Genomic DNA, 15,922 nt, shown 5'->3' with positions numbered 1-15,922 from the left:
CTACCTTTCTACTCATTTGTCTTGGTCAAGACTAAGGAACAAAGTTTTAAATTCTTCAAAGTCTTGACAGGCAATCATTTTTTCTTTTATGTCGGGCAGGTCAACCAAATCAACAATACCCTTTGTAATATCTGCCAGTCCTTCATTTCCATAAATGGAAGAACTGATAAGAAATACCAGCTGGATCTTCGTAAAATAGTCATCCCAGACCAGACCATTTTTGACAATGGCAACAGCAATTTTATGATTTTTATCTAAAGCCTTGATAGGGTGGGGAACCGCGATGGTCTCATCAAAGACCACTGTACTCATTTTTGACCGCTGATTCATCAAATCCAGCATCTCTTGTTCATATTGGTCATCATCCTCATCATTTAAAAGGGAAACCATATGACGTAGAACCGCATCCTTATCTGTCTCTTCCAAGATAGTAAAGTAGTTCTTAGAAAAGTAATCATCAAAGAAATCTGTCAACTTCCCTTTAGAAGACCGCAAGTGTTGTTTGGTCTTCTTAGCTGTTAATTTTGACAGCTCCTTTTTGATATAGAGCACTTCATCTTCTTTGAGGAAGACGCTGACCTTGTAGACAGGAATGGTAAATACAAGGTTTGATAAATCAATGGTTGAGATAATGCAGTCAACACCTGATAGCTTTTCATCATTTATGTCATAGTAGCCGACCATCTCCGCTACATTCACATACTGGCTAAGTTCATTTTGGAGCCTGTGCCGTAACATCTGGGCACTACCAAAACCAGTCGCACAAATGACCAAAGCATTTGGCTTATGCTCTTCTTTATAACGTTCGAGAGCAGCCATGATATGCAAAGCGATATAGGCGATTTCATCCTCTGACAATTCTTCCACCTGAAGAACTTCCAAATAAGAAAGCATGGTTCTTGTCAGAGAAAAAGCATCCATATAATTGGCTTTTATCTCATCCAGAAGAGGATTGTCTAGATGGACATCATTCTCCAGACGCTCCATTAGCACTTCCAAATGGGCTAAAAGCCCTTCAGATAGGGTAAAATCCCCGCTGAAATGATAACCTGTCTCCTTATCCAATCGTTGAAGAGAGCCCATCAGCTCCTGACGTAGCTGGCTAGTGATATTTCCTTCTGTAGACCGATTTCTATTTTCTCCTTTTGAAATCAGATGAAGCGCAATGTAGTTAACCTCGCTATTTGGAAAATCAACCTGAGTCGCTAAGCGAATCCGTTGGAGAATACTTCTGGCTACCAAAATTTCCTTTTCATATCGAACAGCATCTAAATCAATAGCAGAAATATGAAAGCCAGATTGTAGGCGCTTAATGGCTAGGGCAATGTGGACAACCAAGTTTTGGATAACAAAGTCCGACAACTTCAAACCTTGACTACGAGATTCATCCAGAATGACCATGGTTAGCTCCTCAAAGTTGATAGGCAACTTGAGAACATCCTGTCGGACATACTGATGAATGTTTTTCATGAATTGGCCACTGAAGAAGTAATCCATAATAAAATGGCGCTTATCCTGCTCGCTACCTACTACATAAACTCCCTTGTTGGCCCGACTTTCAATGGTCAAGTGATACTTTTCCAATAGTTGACGGATTTTTTTGAAATCAGCAGAAAGTGTTGAGCGGCTGACAAATAGTTGATCCATTAAGTCTTCAAAGAGAAGGCCTTCCTGTTCAAACATGAGTTTGTTCAAGATGAAGTGATGGCGGTCCGTGATATCGGCATTGACCATACTGTTTTGAATATGATTCTCCGACAGCAATTGTTGATAGAGCTTATCATCTTGGATAGAGAGGCGGTAACCAAATCCTTGTTTGGACTCAATCGCCACCCCTCCTCCGAGTTTTGTCAGCTCTTGACTCAGATTTTTTAGATAGGTTCGGACTGTCCGGTCTGAACAAGACATTTTCTCGGCCAGTTCCCTACTAGTGATATATTGACTGCTATCTTGCGATAAATAGTTCAAAATCATTTTTTCTTTTTGATGTAGCATAGGATCTCCTTTTGCTCGATGTCAGAACCACTACTTATAGATTTAGATTATTTTCGCTCAACAGTCCAGTCTGATTAGAGACTCTCTTTCACCAAGGCAGCCATTTTCTCAATTCCCATTGGGATTGGGATATAGGCTTGCGGTGGGATTTGTACCACAGGTTTACCAACTTTAGCCCCTTCATCAGCTAACTGTTGGTAGTTCATCTTGGTCTGTGGACTCACTAGATAGAGGTCATAGATAGCATCTTGGATGAGTTTTTTTCCTTCTGGAACGCTGACAGCATCCATTTCAATTGCAAAACCTTGCTCATTCAAAAGTGCTGCTGTTTTCTTGGCAATCAGTGAAGATGACATTCCTGCTGCGCAAACAATAAGTGCTTTAACCATAAAAGCTCCCTCCATTTTTAAAAAATATATAAATGATTAACACCTTTATTATAACTGAATACGCTTCCAATAGGGATGGTAACTATTTCCGTAGCACTACGGAAATTTGATGGTTTCTATTGTTCTTTTTCCTAAATCCTTCCTGAGACCTATCAGGGAATGAAAAAAAGACCAGCTCAACTGGTCTTGAATGAGGAACTTAAAGAAAAAGCTGAGAATGCTAATTGCAACGCAAAGCATCTTTTGGGATCAGTTGTATTTATTCATGATGAACTGACTAAGGTTAGTGTTATTGGTGGTGTTGGAAACCAGATGCCATCTTTTTCTCTGCTCTAAAAAGCGGTGGTAGCTGCCCCAAAGGATATTCGTGTCGATACGACAACCACATCCTTCATTGCTACATCATATTCCTCCATAAGAATCTTACGAAGCACAGTATCATTGACTTTACTTTTTACGATATATCAATCTTTCTGTTTGATCTCAAAAGTCAAGATATCTGCCAATTTGGGATTGGCGGACAAGTCAGGCAAATTTAGGCCCTTGCTGAATTGTATTCGATAGGTAAACATCATTTCTCCTTTCTAAACGATGATAGATATGACAACGTCAGTATGGGAAGTTTATGCTCGAAGGAGATACAACGATGACCATCCCTTATAGATGATAGGGATGTGAAAAAATTGACCCAAGGCTGGATCCTCTTGGAAAAAATCAAGGTCAGCCTTATCCTTGAAGGTAAAGACAGAATCATAGGCCAGCCTCTCTCCTTCTTTGAGCAAATCTGCACCACTGAAATGACGGACTAGTTTTACCATTCATAGAAAAAAATTAACCATTTATAAAAACGGAAAATATATAATAATAGAAATTCTATGAACTATCTCTTAGTATCAACTCTATTTGACAGACAATAAAGCTACTTACATAAAGAATTGGCCTGTACTGATAGTATACTGATCAGGCTTGAGCTGATAAGTTGTCTCAAAAAACTCTTTCAACTTAGCATCCGAAAGGGTTGATGCAATACAATAACCATCTACTTTTTCAAATTTGATACTTCCAATTTCTTTAAAGGAAGGTTCACGCCTTAAATCAGGTACAGCCACACCCTCTTTAAAGCGAATGAAATAGTTAACAGCCTTGCGCCCTCTCGCATCAACAGTACGTGGGGCGTACAATTTCTTGCTCATAAAGATATAAAACTGAATACCTGCAATCCAAATAACTAAGACAAGTAATATACCTAACACAAATAACATGATAAACTCCTTTTTTGTTAACTTCATTTGACAGAAAAAATCTCTTTAATACACTGATTGACGAGTAGTGTCCATTAGCCGTCTCGGCTCTAATAGATAACATATCTCAGTCAGTTCTTTCAACTTGACAGCCATCACATGAGGCATGATAAAACTCTTTCTTATCGAGATAAGAATATACACTAACCCTACTATTAAGGATGACCCTATTAACATTTTGAAAATCATATCTGTACAATCGCCTTTTACTTATATTATAAATATTATAGCAGTTCCGGTGGGAAATTCAAGAGATTTTACAAAAATATTTAATCGCTATATATAAGCAAAAGACTCATATAAATAGGAAGAAAAGGTCTAAAAATTTTTAAAAAAATCAACTTTCTAATACAAAAAAAGCAAGGACAATCCTTGCTTTAAATTACTTGATCACAATGTTCACCAATTTATTTGGTACACTAATTACCTTGACAATGTCCTTTCCAGCTATTTCAGTCTGGATTTTTTCATTGGCCATGGCAATGGTTTCGAGTTCTTCTCGGCTAGCATCTTTTGGTACCATAAGTTTTGCCTTGACCTTGCCCTTGATTTGGACAACGATTTCGACTTCTGATTCCACTAGCTTGCTCTCATCCCAACTTGGCCAAGCCACATAGGAGATGGACTCTGTTCTAGCAGTGACTTTTTGCCAAAGTTCTTCACCCAAGTGGGGTGCAAATGGAGCGAGAAGCTGAATAAAGCCCTTGGCATATTCAACATACAGTTTTTCTCCCTTATTGGCACTATTGATAAAAATCATGAGTTGAGCAATAGCTGTGTTGAACTTCATAGCTTCAATCTGCTCTGTCACTGCCTTGACAGTTTCATTGTAGACCTTATCCAAGTTGCCATTGTTTTCTGGGGTCAATTCCTTGCTTGAGATCAAACGGTACACACGGTCGAGGAATTTACGTGAACCCTCTAAACCTTCTTCAGACCAGGCGATGGAAGCATCAAGCGGTCCCATGAACATTTCATAAACACGTAGAGTGTCCGCTCCATATTGGTCAATGACATCATCTGGATTCACCACATTTTTAAGAGATTTGGACATTTTGGCTGGTGCTTGTTCCAATTCCTCACCAGTTTCTATATGGAAGAAGGAGCCATCGCGTTTTTCTACCTTATCCGTCGCTACTAAAGCACCACGACCATCACGGTAGCTGGTCCCCAAAATCATACCTTGGTTAAAGAGTTTTTGGAAAGGCTCCTTGGTTGGTACCACTCCGATATCATAGAGGAACTTATGCCAGAAGCGCGCATAGAGGAGGTGAAGAACAGCATGCTCGGCACCGCCAACATAGATGTCAACTGGTAGCCACTGTTTCAATAGGTCTTCGTCAGCGAGTTTTTCTGTATTATGTGGATCAATGTAACGTAGGTAGTACCAGCTAGAACCAGCCCACTGGGGCATAGTATTAGTCTCACGGCGGCCCTTGACACCATCTTCACGGGTAACTTCTAGCCAGTCGGTAAGATTGGCGAGCGGTGACTCACCAGTACCCGAAGGACGGATATCCTTTGTGACTGGCAAGACTAATGGTAAGTCACTTTCAGGCACAGCCGTCGAGGTGCCATCCTCCCAATGGATGATTGGAATCGGCTCACCCCAATAACGCTGGCGACTAAAGAGCCAGTCGCGCAGGCGATAGCTGATTTTCTCCTCACCCAAGCCTTTTTCTTCCAACCAAGTTATCATCTTAGAGATGGCATCTTCCTTGTTGAGGCCATCTAGGAAGTCTGAGTTGATATGGGGACCATCTTCTGTAAAAGCTGCTTCTGTCACATCGCCTCCTTCCAGAACAGGAAGAATCTCCAAATTAAATTGCTTGGCAAATTCCCAGTCTCGCTCATCGTGAGCAGGAACAGCCATGATGGCACCGGTACCATAGCTTGCAAGGACATAGTCCGCAATCCATATCGGCATCTCTTTGCCATTGACAGGGTTGATGGCATAAGCACCTGTCCAAACACCTGTCTTATCTTTAGCAAGGTCGGTACGCGCTAAATCCGACTTAAGAGAGGCTTGGCGTTTATACTCTGCTACCGCTTCTGCTTGCTCAGCCGAAGTGATACTAGCCACCAAATCATGCTCAGGTGCAAGCACGGCATAAGTCGCCCCAAAAAGGGTATCTGGACGAGTCGTAAAGACGGTAAAGTCCTTGTCAGTGTCCTTAATCTTGAAGGTGACATGGGCACCGATTGACTTGCCAATCCAGTTGCGCTGCATATCCTTGATAGATTCTGGCCAATCAACTTCTTCCAAATCGTTGAGCAGGCGCTCTGCATAGGCGGTGATTTTCAGCATCCACTGGCGCATAGGTTTGCGAACAACTGGATAGCCACCACGTTCTGAGGTGCCATCAGGAAGGACCTCTTCGTTGGCGATGGCAGTTCCCAATTCTTCTACCCAGTTGACCGGTACTTCGGCCTCATAAGCTAGACCTTTTTCATACAATTTGGTAAAAATCCACTGGGTCCACTTGTAGTAGTTCGGATCTGTCGTATTGACTTCTCTATCCCAATCATAGGAGAATCCAAGAGCATTGATTTGGCGTTTGAAATTAGCAATGTTTTCTGCTGTAAAATCCGCTGGATCATTGCCTGTATCCATTGCATACTGCTCCGCTGGCAGACCAAAAGCATCCCACCCCATAGGATGAAGAACATTATAACCTTGAGCTCGCTTAAACCGGCTGAGAATATCAGTCGCAGTATAACCTTCTGGATGGCCTACGTGCAGACCCGCACCAGATGGATAAGGGAACATATCCAGGGCATAGAACTTAGGTTTTGAGGCATCCGTTCCTGTTTTAAAGGTGTGATTGTCAGCCCAATATTTCTGCCATTTGGGCTCGATTTCTTTGTGATTGTAGAATGTCATACTTATCTCCTTGAGATTATCTGGTTTCATTATATTATAGCATGATTTGGTCAGTTTTCAAGTTTAGCCAGTATCCTTTCATCTGTATCAAATTGCTTGCTCTACTGTCGTTTGATTGACCGTTCTCTATGCAGTTGTTTCATTTATTTTTAGTGCAACTAAGAATTCAAAGTATCGTAGATTGTAGCAAGATAGGCAAATACAGCTAGACCGAACAACAATCTCTCTCATCTTAAAAAGAATCGGATTAGTCTTCTTTTCAGATTTTTGATAAAGATACTTGCTATTTTCGTTTGACAATTGTAGAATATAAACAAGACTAGTATTAGAAAGGATATCTATATGTCCACTATTAAACGCCTTCCAGACTCCGAGTTCAATGTCCTCAAAATTATCTGGCACCTACCCAATCCCGTAACATCTGCGCAAATTATCGAACAGTTGGGGGAAGAGAACCACTGGAAACCTCAGACTCTACTAACTATTTTGGCTCGACTAACAGAGAAAGGTTTCCTTGAAAGTACCCGTAAGGGACGCGAACGTCACTACACTGCCCTAATTTCAGAAGAAGAGTACTTGGCCGTCGAGACATCTGATTTTTTGAATCGTTACAAGGGAAACTCTTTGGGAAACCTAGCAAAAACCCTCTTTGCTCAGCAACATTTATCTGAGCAAGATATAGCAGACATCCGTAGCCTACTCAATCAAAAATAGATAGGAGTTTACTATGCAAGGATTCATCACGACCGTTTTAAGCATCAGCCTGATAACATCCATCCTCATTCTCCTGCTCAGCCTCATCTTTAACCTACTGAAAACCAAAATATCTCCAAAGGTTCAGTATTGGACGTGGGTACTTCTCTTTGTTGGACTTTTAGTGCCCTTTCGACCAACTTTTGGTGATGGGTTGATTCAGCTCTTTCACATAACAGCAACAACAAGCCAGCCTCTTCAAGAAACAGTAGCCACCGCTGCCCAATCCAAGCCTGATCTGTTGTCAAACATTTTGGGGCTTCCTTGGTGGACAATCTTGGCTACAATGTGGTTGATCGGGATTCTAGTGTATCTAGGAAAACATGCTCTTTCCTACTATCAATTTAGGAAACTTGTTAAGCGTTGGGGCACAGACATTCAGGATCTCCATATCCTAGAGCACTTCTTTGACATCAAAGAACGCCTTGGTATTAAAAAAGACCTGAAGCTGATTCACTATCCAGCAGGACACAGCCCCATGATGACAGGTTTTAGGCATGTAAAGGTTCTTCTCCCAGAAACAGATTATACCGATGAAGAATTGGAATTGATTTTTGAGCATGAACTGACTCATTACCTTCATCGAGACATCTATGTCAACCTTTTGGGGATTTTAGTCACCAGTCTCCATTGGTTCAATCCCATTGTCCGCCTTGCTTATAAAGAAATCCAAGAAGCTGGCGAAATTTATTGTGATTATGATGTGCTACAAAAGAGAGATGCCCATTATCGCGCTTTTTACGGTGAGACGATTATCACTATGATTGACAAAAAACAAAAGCAACCAATCGCCTTGACAACCTGCTTCTATTCAAACAAGTTCAGCCTGAAAAGAAGAATCACAATGATTATGAATCATCAACTACCAAAGCGTTTGCTATCAACAGGTCTTCTTGTTCTGATTCCTATCTCTCTGCTCTTATCCGGCTCTATCTTTGCCTCAACTACTCAATCAGCTAAACAGCCCACTGGGCAAGAAAGTCATACGACATTGACCCCTGAAACTGCAACTGATAAAGCATTGGCTGCGGCTGGTCTAAACCCTAGTCAAGTGAAACAAATCAAGCTAGTAAAGGATAAAGACTACTATCAGATAGCATTCCAAACAGATACTGAAACCTTTGTTAGCCAAGTTAGACTTACTGACGGATCTGTCATTGGACTTGAGCGTTCAAGCATCAAAAGCAAGCAAGCAAGTTCAGACGAACAGGAAACTCAAGCGCCTCCTACAAGCCCAGCATCAGAGACCACACCTGCAGCCCAAGCCGAACCTGTACCCGTAGCTACACCAGTTCCACAGCCTGCAGCAAATCCTATACCAGCTACAGAAGATGAAGATGGCGATGACGATAGCGATGACGATACTAGTGATGACTTACAGGATTAATATTCTTCTCTGTGAAAATGGAAAACACCAGGACTAGATTAAAGTGCTGGTGTTTTGATTTATGCCACAAAAATACGTTCGAATAGGAGCACTAGTCGCTGAAATCTAAAGACTTCTTAGCTATTTTTTCTATAAATTTCTTGACAATTCCAAAAGACAATTGTAGAATATACACATAAACGACAATTGTAGAAAATTACAGACCAGAGAAGATTTTCTGGTTTCATTTTCTAAGCGATAAACTACAAATGTAGAAAGTGAGAAAACAAATGAAGACAAAAGACCTACAAACCAAATTTAAACGTATTGAAACCAAATACTTGGTTCACAAAGATGTCCTAGCAAAGCTCGAAGAAGATTTAAAGATGCACCTCATCCCTGATGATTATCCAACATCAACTATCACCAACATTTACTTTGATAGTTCTAATTTTCGGATGATCCAAGATGCCATCGCTCACAAGAATGACCGCAAAAAAATCCGTATGCGCTTCTACAATAGCCAGCCCAGTCTAGATAGCCAAGCTTTCCTAGAGATTAAACAAAAGGATGCACAGGGAGTTGGGCACAAATTCCGCGTAACTGCCTCTGCTGAAACAATCCTTGACTATGTGCAATATGGCATTCGCTCACCGGAAATTTCAGACGATGCCCTCTCTGAACAATTGGATAAACTGCGTCTACGCCATAGCGGTATTTTCCCCATGATGTACATCTACTACGATCGCTTTTCCATGAAGGGAATTGATGACCCGCAAGTCCGTGTCACCATCGACCACAACCTCATCTACCGTGACGAAGCCGTTACAGTAGGAGCAGGAAAATACGGTCACCCTCTTGTTGATAAAGACTACGTTATTATGGAAATTAAGGTTCCTGGTACTTGCCCTGACTGGCTAACGGCTATTCTAGATAAGCATCAACTAGTCAACCAGTCTTTCTCTAAATATGGCAATGCCTATCTCAAGTCTCAGGCAGCTAAGAAAGGAATTCTTCAGGAGGTATCTTTTGCTTAACCAGATATTTGACAGTGTTTTTTTGGACAGCAAGTCCACCATCAACCCAGGAATGCTAATCCTCTCAATTGGAGTCAGCCTTCTCTTGGGAATTCTTCTCGCAGCAGTGTACAAATACAAGACTCTCTATACGAAAGAATTCGTCATTACCATTTGTCTTCTGCCTAGTTTGATTGCCATTATCATTTTCTTGGTCAATGGTAATGTAGGGACCAGCGTGGCTGTGGCAGGAACGTTTAGTTTGATTCGCTTTCGCTCAGCAGCAGGTGGTGCTAAAGAGATTTTGTCCATCTTTATCGCTACAGCCATTGGAATTGCAACAGGAATGGGACTCTTGCTACTTGCGACAGCCTTCACTTTCCTTCTTTCAGCCATGCTGATTATCTACGAAAACACTGATTTCACAAAGGCTAGTCAGACTAGACGACAGGTTATCATTACAGTTCCGGATAGCTTAGATTATGAATATCTTCTGGAGGGCATCTTCAGCAATACCTGCACCCAAGTTGAGTTTTCTTCTCTCAAGACCTTGAGTAAGAAAAAAGCTCTTGAACTGATTTATGTCGTGAATCTTAAAGCTGAAATTTCAGACAAGAATTTTATTGACCGACTACTTGACTATAAAAGTGATATTGAAGTATCCATCAGTCGAGCAGCCACAAAGAAAAAAGTTCTTTAGCCAAAAACCGTGTTCCCTTATTCAGGGAATACGGTTTTTTTATATGAAGTTTACCAAATAATAACACGCTCCTCTGGTGCCCGCCACATCGGATCCGTCTCCTTAATCTCAAATTCCTCATGAAATTCTGGGAAGTTTGTCAAGGTGACATTGGTCCGCAACTCACCAGGCGCATGGACATCAACTGTTGCCAACATCTGCATAAATTCTTCACGCGCTTTCATCCGCCAGATTCGCGCAAAATTGATAAAGAATTCACGGGCAGAGAAGTTGGCCTCCTGCTTGGCAGCTTCCAGAGCACAGGCCACACCTCCAAGGTCAGCGACATTTTCAGAAACCGTTAACTTACCATTGATTTTGGCACCATAAGAATCTAAACCATCAAACTGTGCAACGACCTTATCAGTCCGCTCTGTGAAGGCTGCATAATCCTCTTCTGTCCACCAGTTTTTGAGACTTCCATGCTCATCAAAGGAAGCACCATTGGTATCAAAAGCATGGGAAATCTCATGGGCGATGACTGCTCCGATACCTCCATAATTAGCAGAAGAAGACTGTTCTAAAGAGTAAAATGGCGCCTGTAAGATCGCTGCGGGGAAAACAATCTTGTTTTGCTGTGGATTGTAATAAGCGTTAACCATATGAGCCGGCATTCCCCACTCTGTCGTATCCACCGGTTGGTTCCACTTGCTCCAGCTATGGGCAATCGAAATCTTCGCCAGATTCTGTACATTCTCAATCAGTGAAAGGTTCTCATCAATGATTTTCTTGGCGTATGTCTCTGGTAATCTTTCCGGATAGCCGATATGTGGAGTGATAACATTGAGTTTGGTGATAGCTTTTTCACGAGTCTCAGGTGCTAACCAATCCACATTTTCCAAGCGAGACTTGTAAACTTCAATCATAGATTTGACCTTGGCTTCCACATCGGCCTTAGCTGCAGCTGGGAACTTTTTGCCTGCATACCACAGACCCAAAGCTTGATTGTAAGGTCCCTCTGCCAAATAGTAGGCTGCTTTTTTCTTATCCTGAGCTTGAGGAGTCCCTGACAAAGCACGGCTATAGGCACCTGATAAGATGCGAATGTCATCTGTTAGATAAGCAGTATAGGAAGTCGCTGCTCCATACAAGAGAACGGCTTTTAAGAATGGCCAATTTTCTTCGCTATAATATTCTGCAGCAAAATCTGTCCAGAAGCGTTCTTCTGGAACGATGACTTGCTCAGGAACCTGCCCCAAGATTTCTGTAAAAATCTTGTCAAGTGGCAATTCCGGTGCTAACTGAGTAAACTCCTTCCATTCATACGGATGGTACAATTTCGCATACTCAGACCCCTCCTCACGAGACAAGACAAATTGAGCGACTTTTGCATCAAGTGCAATCATCTTATCTAGTATATCTGCCACCTCATCCTTAGGCAAGCCCAAGGCCGTTAACAAGGCATCCTGTGATTTCCGCCAGATTGCCAATAGCTCTTTGCCTTTCTCATGCTCTGGAGCATAGTAGGTCGTATCAGGTAGAATAGTGGATGGTGCATCTGCCCAAAGAACATTTAGCTGGGCATCCATAAAATCAGGTGCTACACCAAAAGATAGGGCATTGGGTTTACCAGCTAGTTCATAGCTAGCCATCTTATCCGCAAATTCCTTGAAAGAACCCAAGGAACGGTATTCTGCCAATAATCCTTGGATAGGCTCTGTGCCAACTTTTTCTCTCTTTTCAAAGTCAGCTACTAGACGATGGAATTTCACAAAATTTTGTAAAATCGGATCATCCGGTAATTCTTTGCCCTCTAACCATTTATCTGTCGTGTCTAACATTAGTTTTTCAATCTCATCTGCTAAATCCGTAAATCCACCCGTGCGGGGTTTATCATCTGGAATCACCGCAGTTTCGGCCCACTTCCCATTCACTGCCAGATAAAAATCATCTTGATAACGTGTCATATCTTACCTCTTTCATCTATTTTCTTCTATACTAACAAAAAAGGCTAACAATATCACTTGTTAGACCTTTTTTTACCGGCCTTTTTTATGACTAATTGGATGCAATAGCTAAATAAGCTCATCACGGCACACGTTCCCGACATGGTCAAATCAAAATGCAAAGCCAGTGTATAGCCAATCAAGACATTCATTGCACCAATAATCTGTGCAATCAAAAGAAATTGCCAGAAGCTACGGGACCACAAAAGAGCTCCCATACTCGGTGCTACTAGAAATACGATAACCGTCATAGACCCAATCGCATCAAATGAGAAGACTGTTGTCATAGAGACCAACAATAGCGTTGCAAAAGATAAAAAGCGGACCCTCCCTCCTGATAAACGAGCTTGTGTCTCATCAAAGAGGTAAAGTTTTAAGGGTTGATAAACCAGACTGAAAAAGGTCAGGTTGATAACGAGCATGACAGCAGATTTGACTAAAGAGACAGGCAAAGATAGACCAAACAAGTCCAGTCTGTGTAAAGGAGCAAACAAAACCTCTCCCATCAGCACCATATCTATATCAAGGTGAACATTGCGAGCAAATACTGAAATCAAGATAACCGCTACCGAAAAGAGAAAAGAGTAAACGATTCCTGTCGCTGCATCATGTTCAACTTTGCTAGTGTGTAAAAAGTCAATAAACCAAACAGTCACTACCCCAAACAAGGCTGCTCCCACCATCAACAAAGGAGAATCCAGGCTATGGCTGATAAAAAAACCCAGTACAATTCCTAATAAGACAGAGTGAGACAGCGCATCCGCAATCATCGCCTGATCTTTCAATACAAGAACGGAGCCAATTAGACTACAGGAGGCCGAAACCAATAACAAAATAAGCAGAACTTCAAGCACGGTGATTCTCCTTTTTCACATAGGTGACATGTACAAAAGCCAAAAGGGTGAATAGTGTCATAAAGACAATAATACTTGGACCTGTTGACATACCAGAAATCACAGAACTAATCCATGTTCCAAAAAAGGCAGAAAAGACCGAAACGAGACTAGCAAGTGTAAGGGTACGAGTATAAGAACGTCCCAACAACAAACCTAACACTGCGGGAGTAATCAAAAAACTACTCATCAAGACAGCACCGACAACTTTGAGACCCACTGCAATCAAACAAATCATTAAAAACATGGTCAATTGTCTCAAAAAACGTACTGGTACACCCACCGTAACCGCAAATACCTCGTCAAATAAGTAAAGCTTGAAGGAATGATAACAAAGGAAAAAGAGAAACAAACAAACTGCTGAAACAAGGCTAATCAATAACACATCATCTTTTTGAATGAAGGCAGCTTGACCAAACAAGTAGGTCTGTAAACCAGCTTGAGTTGAGCCATGGTATTGCTCGTTGCCTTGAATGTATTGCTTTAAGACCATCCCCAATCCAAAAAAGGATGCTGATACAAGAGCCAAAATATTGACCAAGCTCTGCTTGCTCTGCCTATGTAGCAACAGGACTAAACCATAAGAACAGTAACCTGCCAAAATAGCTCCTAGCATGAGCAACAAGGGATTTCGAGACTGAAAGAGAATGTAGGAAAAAATAACTCCTGGATACGAAGCGTGTCCCAAACTATCCCCTATCAAACTCTGCCGTGTCAAGACACTAATGGTCCCGATCATGCTCGTTGCCAGAGCCAACATCGCTGTCCCTAAAGCAACCGTCCAAAATGAATATTCAGTTAGTACATCCAACTCAACAACCTCCTACTTTTCCATTAAAAAGGTCTGTGCTTGTACTCCATAGGTCTTTTGGTAGTTGTTTTCAGTTAATACTTCTGAAAGTGGACCCGCATCTACGATGCCTCGATTGAGCCAGACCAAGTGGTCAAAATAAGTGGATAAAGTTGATAAGTCATGGTGAATAACAATAGAAGTTTTACCTTGGGCCTGAAATTCTTTCAAAGTATCCATAATAATGGTTTCTGTTAACTGATCAATTCCAGCCAAGGGCTCATCCATAAAATACAACTCAGCTTCTTGGGCTAACGAGCGCGCAATGAACACCCGCTGACGTTGACCTCCAGATAGTTGGTCAATTTGTCTGTTACGCACTTCTTGCAAGTTCATCTTCTCAAGTGCTGCATCTACAATTTCCTTGTCTAGACGACTTGGGCGTTTTAAAATATTGTTAATGTGGGCATAGCGACCCATCAGTACAATTTCAAACACCGTTGCTGGGAAATTCCAATTCACTCGGCTAGATTGGGGAATATAAGCCACCTTTTTTTCAACAATTTGGGCGATATTCCCACTCTCACCAAGCAACTCAATCCGACCGCTCGTCACTGTTTCAAGGCCTAAAACGGCTTTCATCAAACTGGACTTGCCTGCTCCGTTTGGGCCGACAATCGCTGTACGTGTCTGTTGAGGAATGGTCAGGCTGATATCTTCCAAAGCAGACACTGTTCCATAAGATAAATCTACATGTTCGAGTTTAAGAGCTGGTTTCATGAGTTTTCCTTTATCGTATTTATTTGAGATATGTCACCATCAACTCTGTGTTGTGTTTATACATATCAATATAGGTTTCTCCATCTTCTCCTTCTGGAGCAAGGGAGTCAGAGAACAATTCTTTGCCATGACCAGTAATCACTTCGACCTTACCACCTTTAGCAGCAACTGCCTCTTGCAATTTCTCCATTCGCTCTGGATTAGTAGTTGATTCTGTAAAGATAGCTTTGATCTTGTGCTCAATAATCAGGTTGACTGTCTCAATCATATCGCTATTGGCTACTTCTGAATCTGTACTAACCCCTTGAGGAGCGTAAAGCGTAAAGCCATAGCTACGTGCAAAATAATTGAAAGCATCGTGTGGTGTCACCAAATAGCGACTATTTTCTGGAATCACTGCTAATTGCTCTTTATTCCAAGCATCCAATTCATCTAATTCCGCTAAGTATGACTTTGTATTTTCCTTGATTGTATCGGCCTTATCTGGCAACAAGCCTTGCAATTCTGCTGAAGCTACTTCAACTGCTGATTTGTATAAAGCAATGTCAAACCAGAAGTGTGGATCCACAACCATTTCGCCATCTTCTTCCATCTTTCCAATGTCAGACTCTTTGAAATCTTTGGAAACTGCAACACCAGTTTTTTCCAAGGCGTCTACCATTTTTCCTTCAAAGTGGAGACCGTGATACAAGACCAAATCAGCCTCTTGCAATTTTTTCAAATCACTGGACTTAGCAACGTAAAGATGGGGATCTTCACCTGCAGGAATGAGTAGCTGACGATCTACTTCATCACCAGCTAACTGATACACCATATCGTATAAAAAAGATGTCGTTACAGTAACAACTGGCTTTTCTGTTGAGTTGGCATCTTTTGGAGACTGAGATTGACAAGCTCCCAATAAAACAAAGGTTAGGATGACAGATAATCCTAAGGCAATTTTCTTAAACATAGAAACCTCCGAATATTTTTTAAAAAATTAGGTTTACCTAACTATGATTTTAATATATATTAAACAATCTATTTTGTCAACCTTTTTTCAAATTTTTGGTATAATAAAGTGAATAGAA

At 41.4% G+C, this 15,922-nt stretch carries 15 protein-coding genes; 5 read left to right on the top strand and 10 right to left on the bottom strand.

Features of this window, described 5'->3' with window-relative positions:
• Positions 1-12 precede the first annotated feature (12 nt).
• Positions 13-1,995, bottom strand: coding sequence for a BglG family transcription antiterminator (locus F602_RS0102715; RefSeq protein WP_018166425.1), 1,983 nt, complete (start codon positions 1,993-1,995; stop codon positions 13-15).
• 74 nt (positions 1,996-2,069) lie between these two features.
• The gene (locus F602_RS0102710) at positions 2,070-2,384 is read right to left on the bottom strand and encodes a PTS cellobiose transporter subunit IIB (protein ID WP_018166424.1); all 315 of its coding nucleotides are present in this window, start codon (positions 2,382-2,384) and stop codon (positions 2,070-2,072) included.
• Positions 2,385-2,543: 159 nt separating this feature from the next.
• Between F602_RS0102710 and F602_RS10880 the strand changes: the two genes are divergently transcribed.
• The gene (locus tag F602_RS10880; protein WP_018166423.1) at positions 2,544-2,720 is read left to right on the top strand and encodes a hypothetical protein; all 177 of its coding nucleotides are present in this window, start codon (positions 2,544-2,546) and stop codon (positions 2,718-2,720) included.
• 287 nt (positions 2,721-3,007) lie between these two features.
• Here F602_RS10880 and F602_RS0102695 read toward each other — a convergent pair whose 3' ends face one another.
• From F602_RS0102695 to leuS, 3 genes are all read right to left on the bottom strand, one after another.
• Complete coding sequence (locus tag F602_RS0102695; RefSeq protein ID WP_018166421.1) at positions 3,008-3,202, bottom strand: hypothetical protein; 195 nt, start codon at positions 3,200-3,202, stop codon at positions 3,008-3,010.
• A 105-nt stretch (positions 3,203-3,307) separates the two neighbouring features.
• The gene (locus F602_RS0102690) at positions 3,308-3,646 is read right to left on the bottom strand and encodes a hypothetical protein (protein ID WP_018166420.1); all 339 of its coding nucleotides are present in this window, start codon (positions 3,644-3,646) and stop codon (positions 3,308-3,310) included.
• Between the two features lie 421 nt (positions 3,647-4,067).
• Positions 4,068-6,569, bottom strand: coding sequence for a leucine--tRNA ligase (gene leuS / locus F602_RS0102685; RefSeq protein WP_018166419.1), 2,502 nt, complete (start codon positions 6,567-6,569; stop codon positions 4,068-4,070).
• Between the two features lie 342 nt (positions 6,570-6,911).
• Here leuS and F602_RS0102680 point away from each other — a divergent pair, with 342 nt between their 5' ends.
• The 4 genes from F602_RS0102680 (at position 6,912) to F602_RS0102665 (ending at position 10,404) form a co-directional block, all read left to right on the top strand.
• Positions 6,912-7,283 carry a BlaI/MecI/CopY family transcriptional regulator gene (locus F602_RS0102680; RefSeq protein ID WP_018166418.1) on the top strand — a complete coding sequence of 124 codons (372 nt, stop codon included), beginning with the start codon at positions 6,912-6,914 and terminating at the stop codon, positions 7,281-7,283.
• 13 nt (positions 7,284-7,296) lie between these two features.
• The gene (locus F602_RS0102675; protein WP_018166417.1) at positions 7,297-8,709 is read left to right on the top strand and encodes a M56 family metallopeptidase; all 1,413 of its coding nucleotides are present in this window, start codon (positions 7,297-7,299) and stop codon (positions 8,707-8,709) included.
• Positions 8,710-8,978: 269 nt separating this feature from the next.
• On the top strand, positions 8,979-9,725 hold the full coding sequence (locus tag F602_RS0102670; RefSeq protein WP_018166416.1) for a polyphosphate polymerase domain-containing protein: 747 nt from the start codon (positions 8,979-8,981) through the stop codon (positions 9,723-9,725).
• Positions 9,718-10,404, top strand: coding sequence for a DUF4956 domain-containing protein (locus F602_RS0102665; protein ID WP_018166415.1), 687 nt, complete (start codon positions 9,718-9,720; stop codon positions 10,402-10,404). The genes F602_RS0102670 and F602_RS0102665 overlap by 8 nt, the downstream gene beginning before the upstream one ends.
• Before the next feature lie 50 nt (positions 10,405-10,454).
• Here F602_RS0102665 and F602_RS0102660 read toward each other — a convergent pair whose 3' ends face one another.
• From F602_RS0102660 to F602_RS0102640, 5 genes are read right to left on the bottom strand one after another with little or no spacing between them, the layout of a single operon-like run.
• Entirely contained in the window at positions 10,455-12,350 is a 1,896-nt protein-coding gene (locus F602_RS0102660) for a M13 family metallopeptidase (protein ID WP_018166414.1), read from the bottom strand.
• Between the two features lie 53 nt (positions 12,351-12,403).
• On the bottom strand, positions 12,404-13,243 hold the full coding sequence (locus F602_RS0102655) for a metal ABC transporter permease (RefSeq protein ID WP_018166413.1): 840 nt from the start codon (positions 13,241-13,243) through the stop codon (positions 12,404-12,406).
• The gene (locus tag F602_RS0102650; RefSeq protein WP_018166412.1) at positions 13,236-14,093 is read right to left on the bottom strand and encodes a metal ABC transporter permease; all 858 of its coding nucleotides are present in this window, start codon (positions 14,091-14,093) and stop codon (positions 13,236-13,238) included. The genes F602_RS0102655 and F602_RS0102650 overlap by 8 nt, the downstream gene beginning before the upstream one ends.
• Positions 14,094-14,105: 12 nt before the next feature.
• Positions 14,106-14,852, bottom strand: coding sequence for a metal ABC transporter ATP-binding protein (locus tag F602_RS0102645; protein ID WP_018166411.1), 747 nt, complete (start codon positions 14,850-14,852; stop codon positions 14,106-14,108).
• A gap of 19 nt (positions 14,853-14,871) precedes the next feature.
• Complete coding sequence (locus tag F602_RS0102640; protein WP_018166410.1) at positions 14,872-15,804, bottom strand: metal ABC transporter solute-binding protein, Zn/Mn family; 933 nt, start codon at positions 15,802-15,804, stop codon at positions 14,872-14,874.
• Between the last annotated feature and the right edge of the window lie 118 nt (positions 15,805-15,922).

This window comes from Streptococcus minor DSM 17118, from assembly GCF_000377005.1.
GTDB classification, from domain to species: Bacteria; Bacillota; Bacilli; order Lactobacillales; family Streptococcaceae; genus Streptococcus; species Streptococcus minor.
The sequence above is the reverse complement of the archived record's forward strand: the minus strand, read 5'-3'. Positions and strand labels throughout refer to the sequence as shown.

Coding starts and splice junctions, on each gene's coding strand:
- F602_RS0102695 (WP_018166421.1), bottom strand. CDS start 3,202: ATGGTAAAACTAGTCCGTCATTTCAGTGGTGCAGATTTGCTCAAAGAA.
- F602_RS0102660 (WP_018166414.1), bottom strand. CDS start 12,350: ATGACACGTTATCAAGATGATTTTTATCTGGCAGTGAATGGGAAGTGG.
- F602_RS0102645 (WP_018166411.1), bottom strand. CDS start 14,852: ATGAAACCAGCTCTTAAACTCGAACATGTAGATTTATCTTATGGAACA.
- F602_RS10880 (WP_018166423.1), top strand. CDS start 2,544: ATGAAAAAAAGACCAGCTCAACTGGTCTTGAATGAGGAACTTAAAGAA.
- F602_RS0102675 (WP_018166417.1), top strand. CDS start 7,297: ATGCAAGGATTCATCACGACCGTTTTAAGCATCAGCCTGATAACATCC.
- F602_RS0102670 (WP_018166416.1), top strand. CDS start 8,979: ATGAAGACAAAAGACCTACAAACCAAATTTAAACGTATTGAAACCAAA.
- leuS (WP_018166419.1), bottom strand. CDS start 6,569: ATGACATTCTACAATCACAAAGAAATCGAGCCCAAATGGCAGAAATAT.
- F602_RS0102640 (WP_018166410.1), bottom strand. CDS start 15,804: ATGTTTAAGAAAATTGCCTTAGGATTATCTGTCATCCTAACCTTTGTT.
- F602_RS0102690 (WP_018166420.1), bottom strand. CDS start 3,646: ATGTTATTTGTGTTAGGTATATTACTTGTCTTAGTTATTTGGATTGCA.
- F602_RS0102715 (WP_018166425.1), bottom strand. CDS start 1,995: ATGCTACATCAAAAAGAAAAAATGATTTTGAACTATTTATCGCAAGAT.
- F602_RS0102710 (WP_018166424.1), bottom strand. CDS start 2,384: ATGGTTAAAGCACTTATTGTTTGCGCAGCAGGAATGTCATCTTCACTG.
- F602_RS0102680 (WP_018166418.1), top strand. CDS start 6,912: ATGTCCACTATTAAACGCCTTCCAGACTCCGAGTTCAATGTCCTCAAA.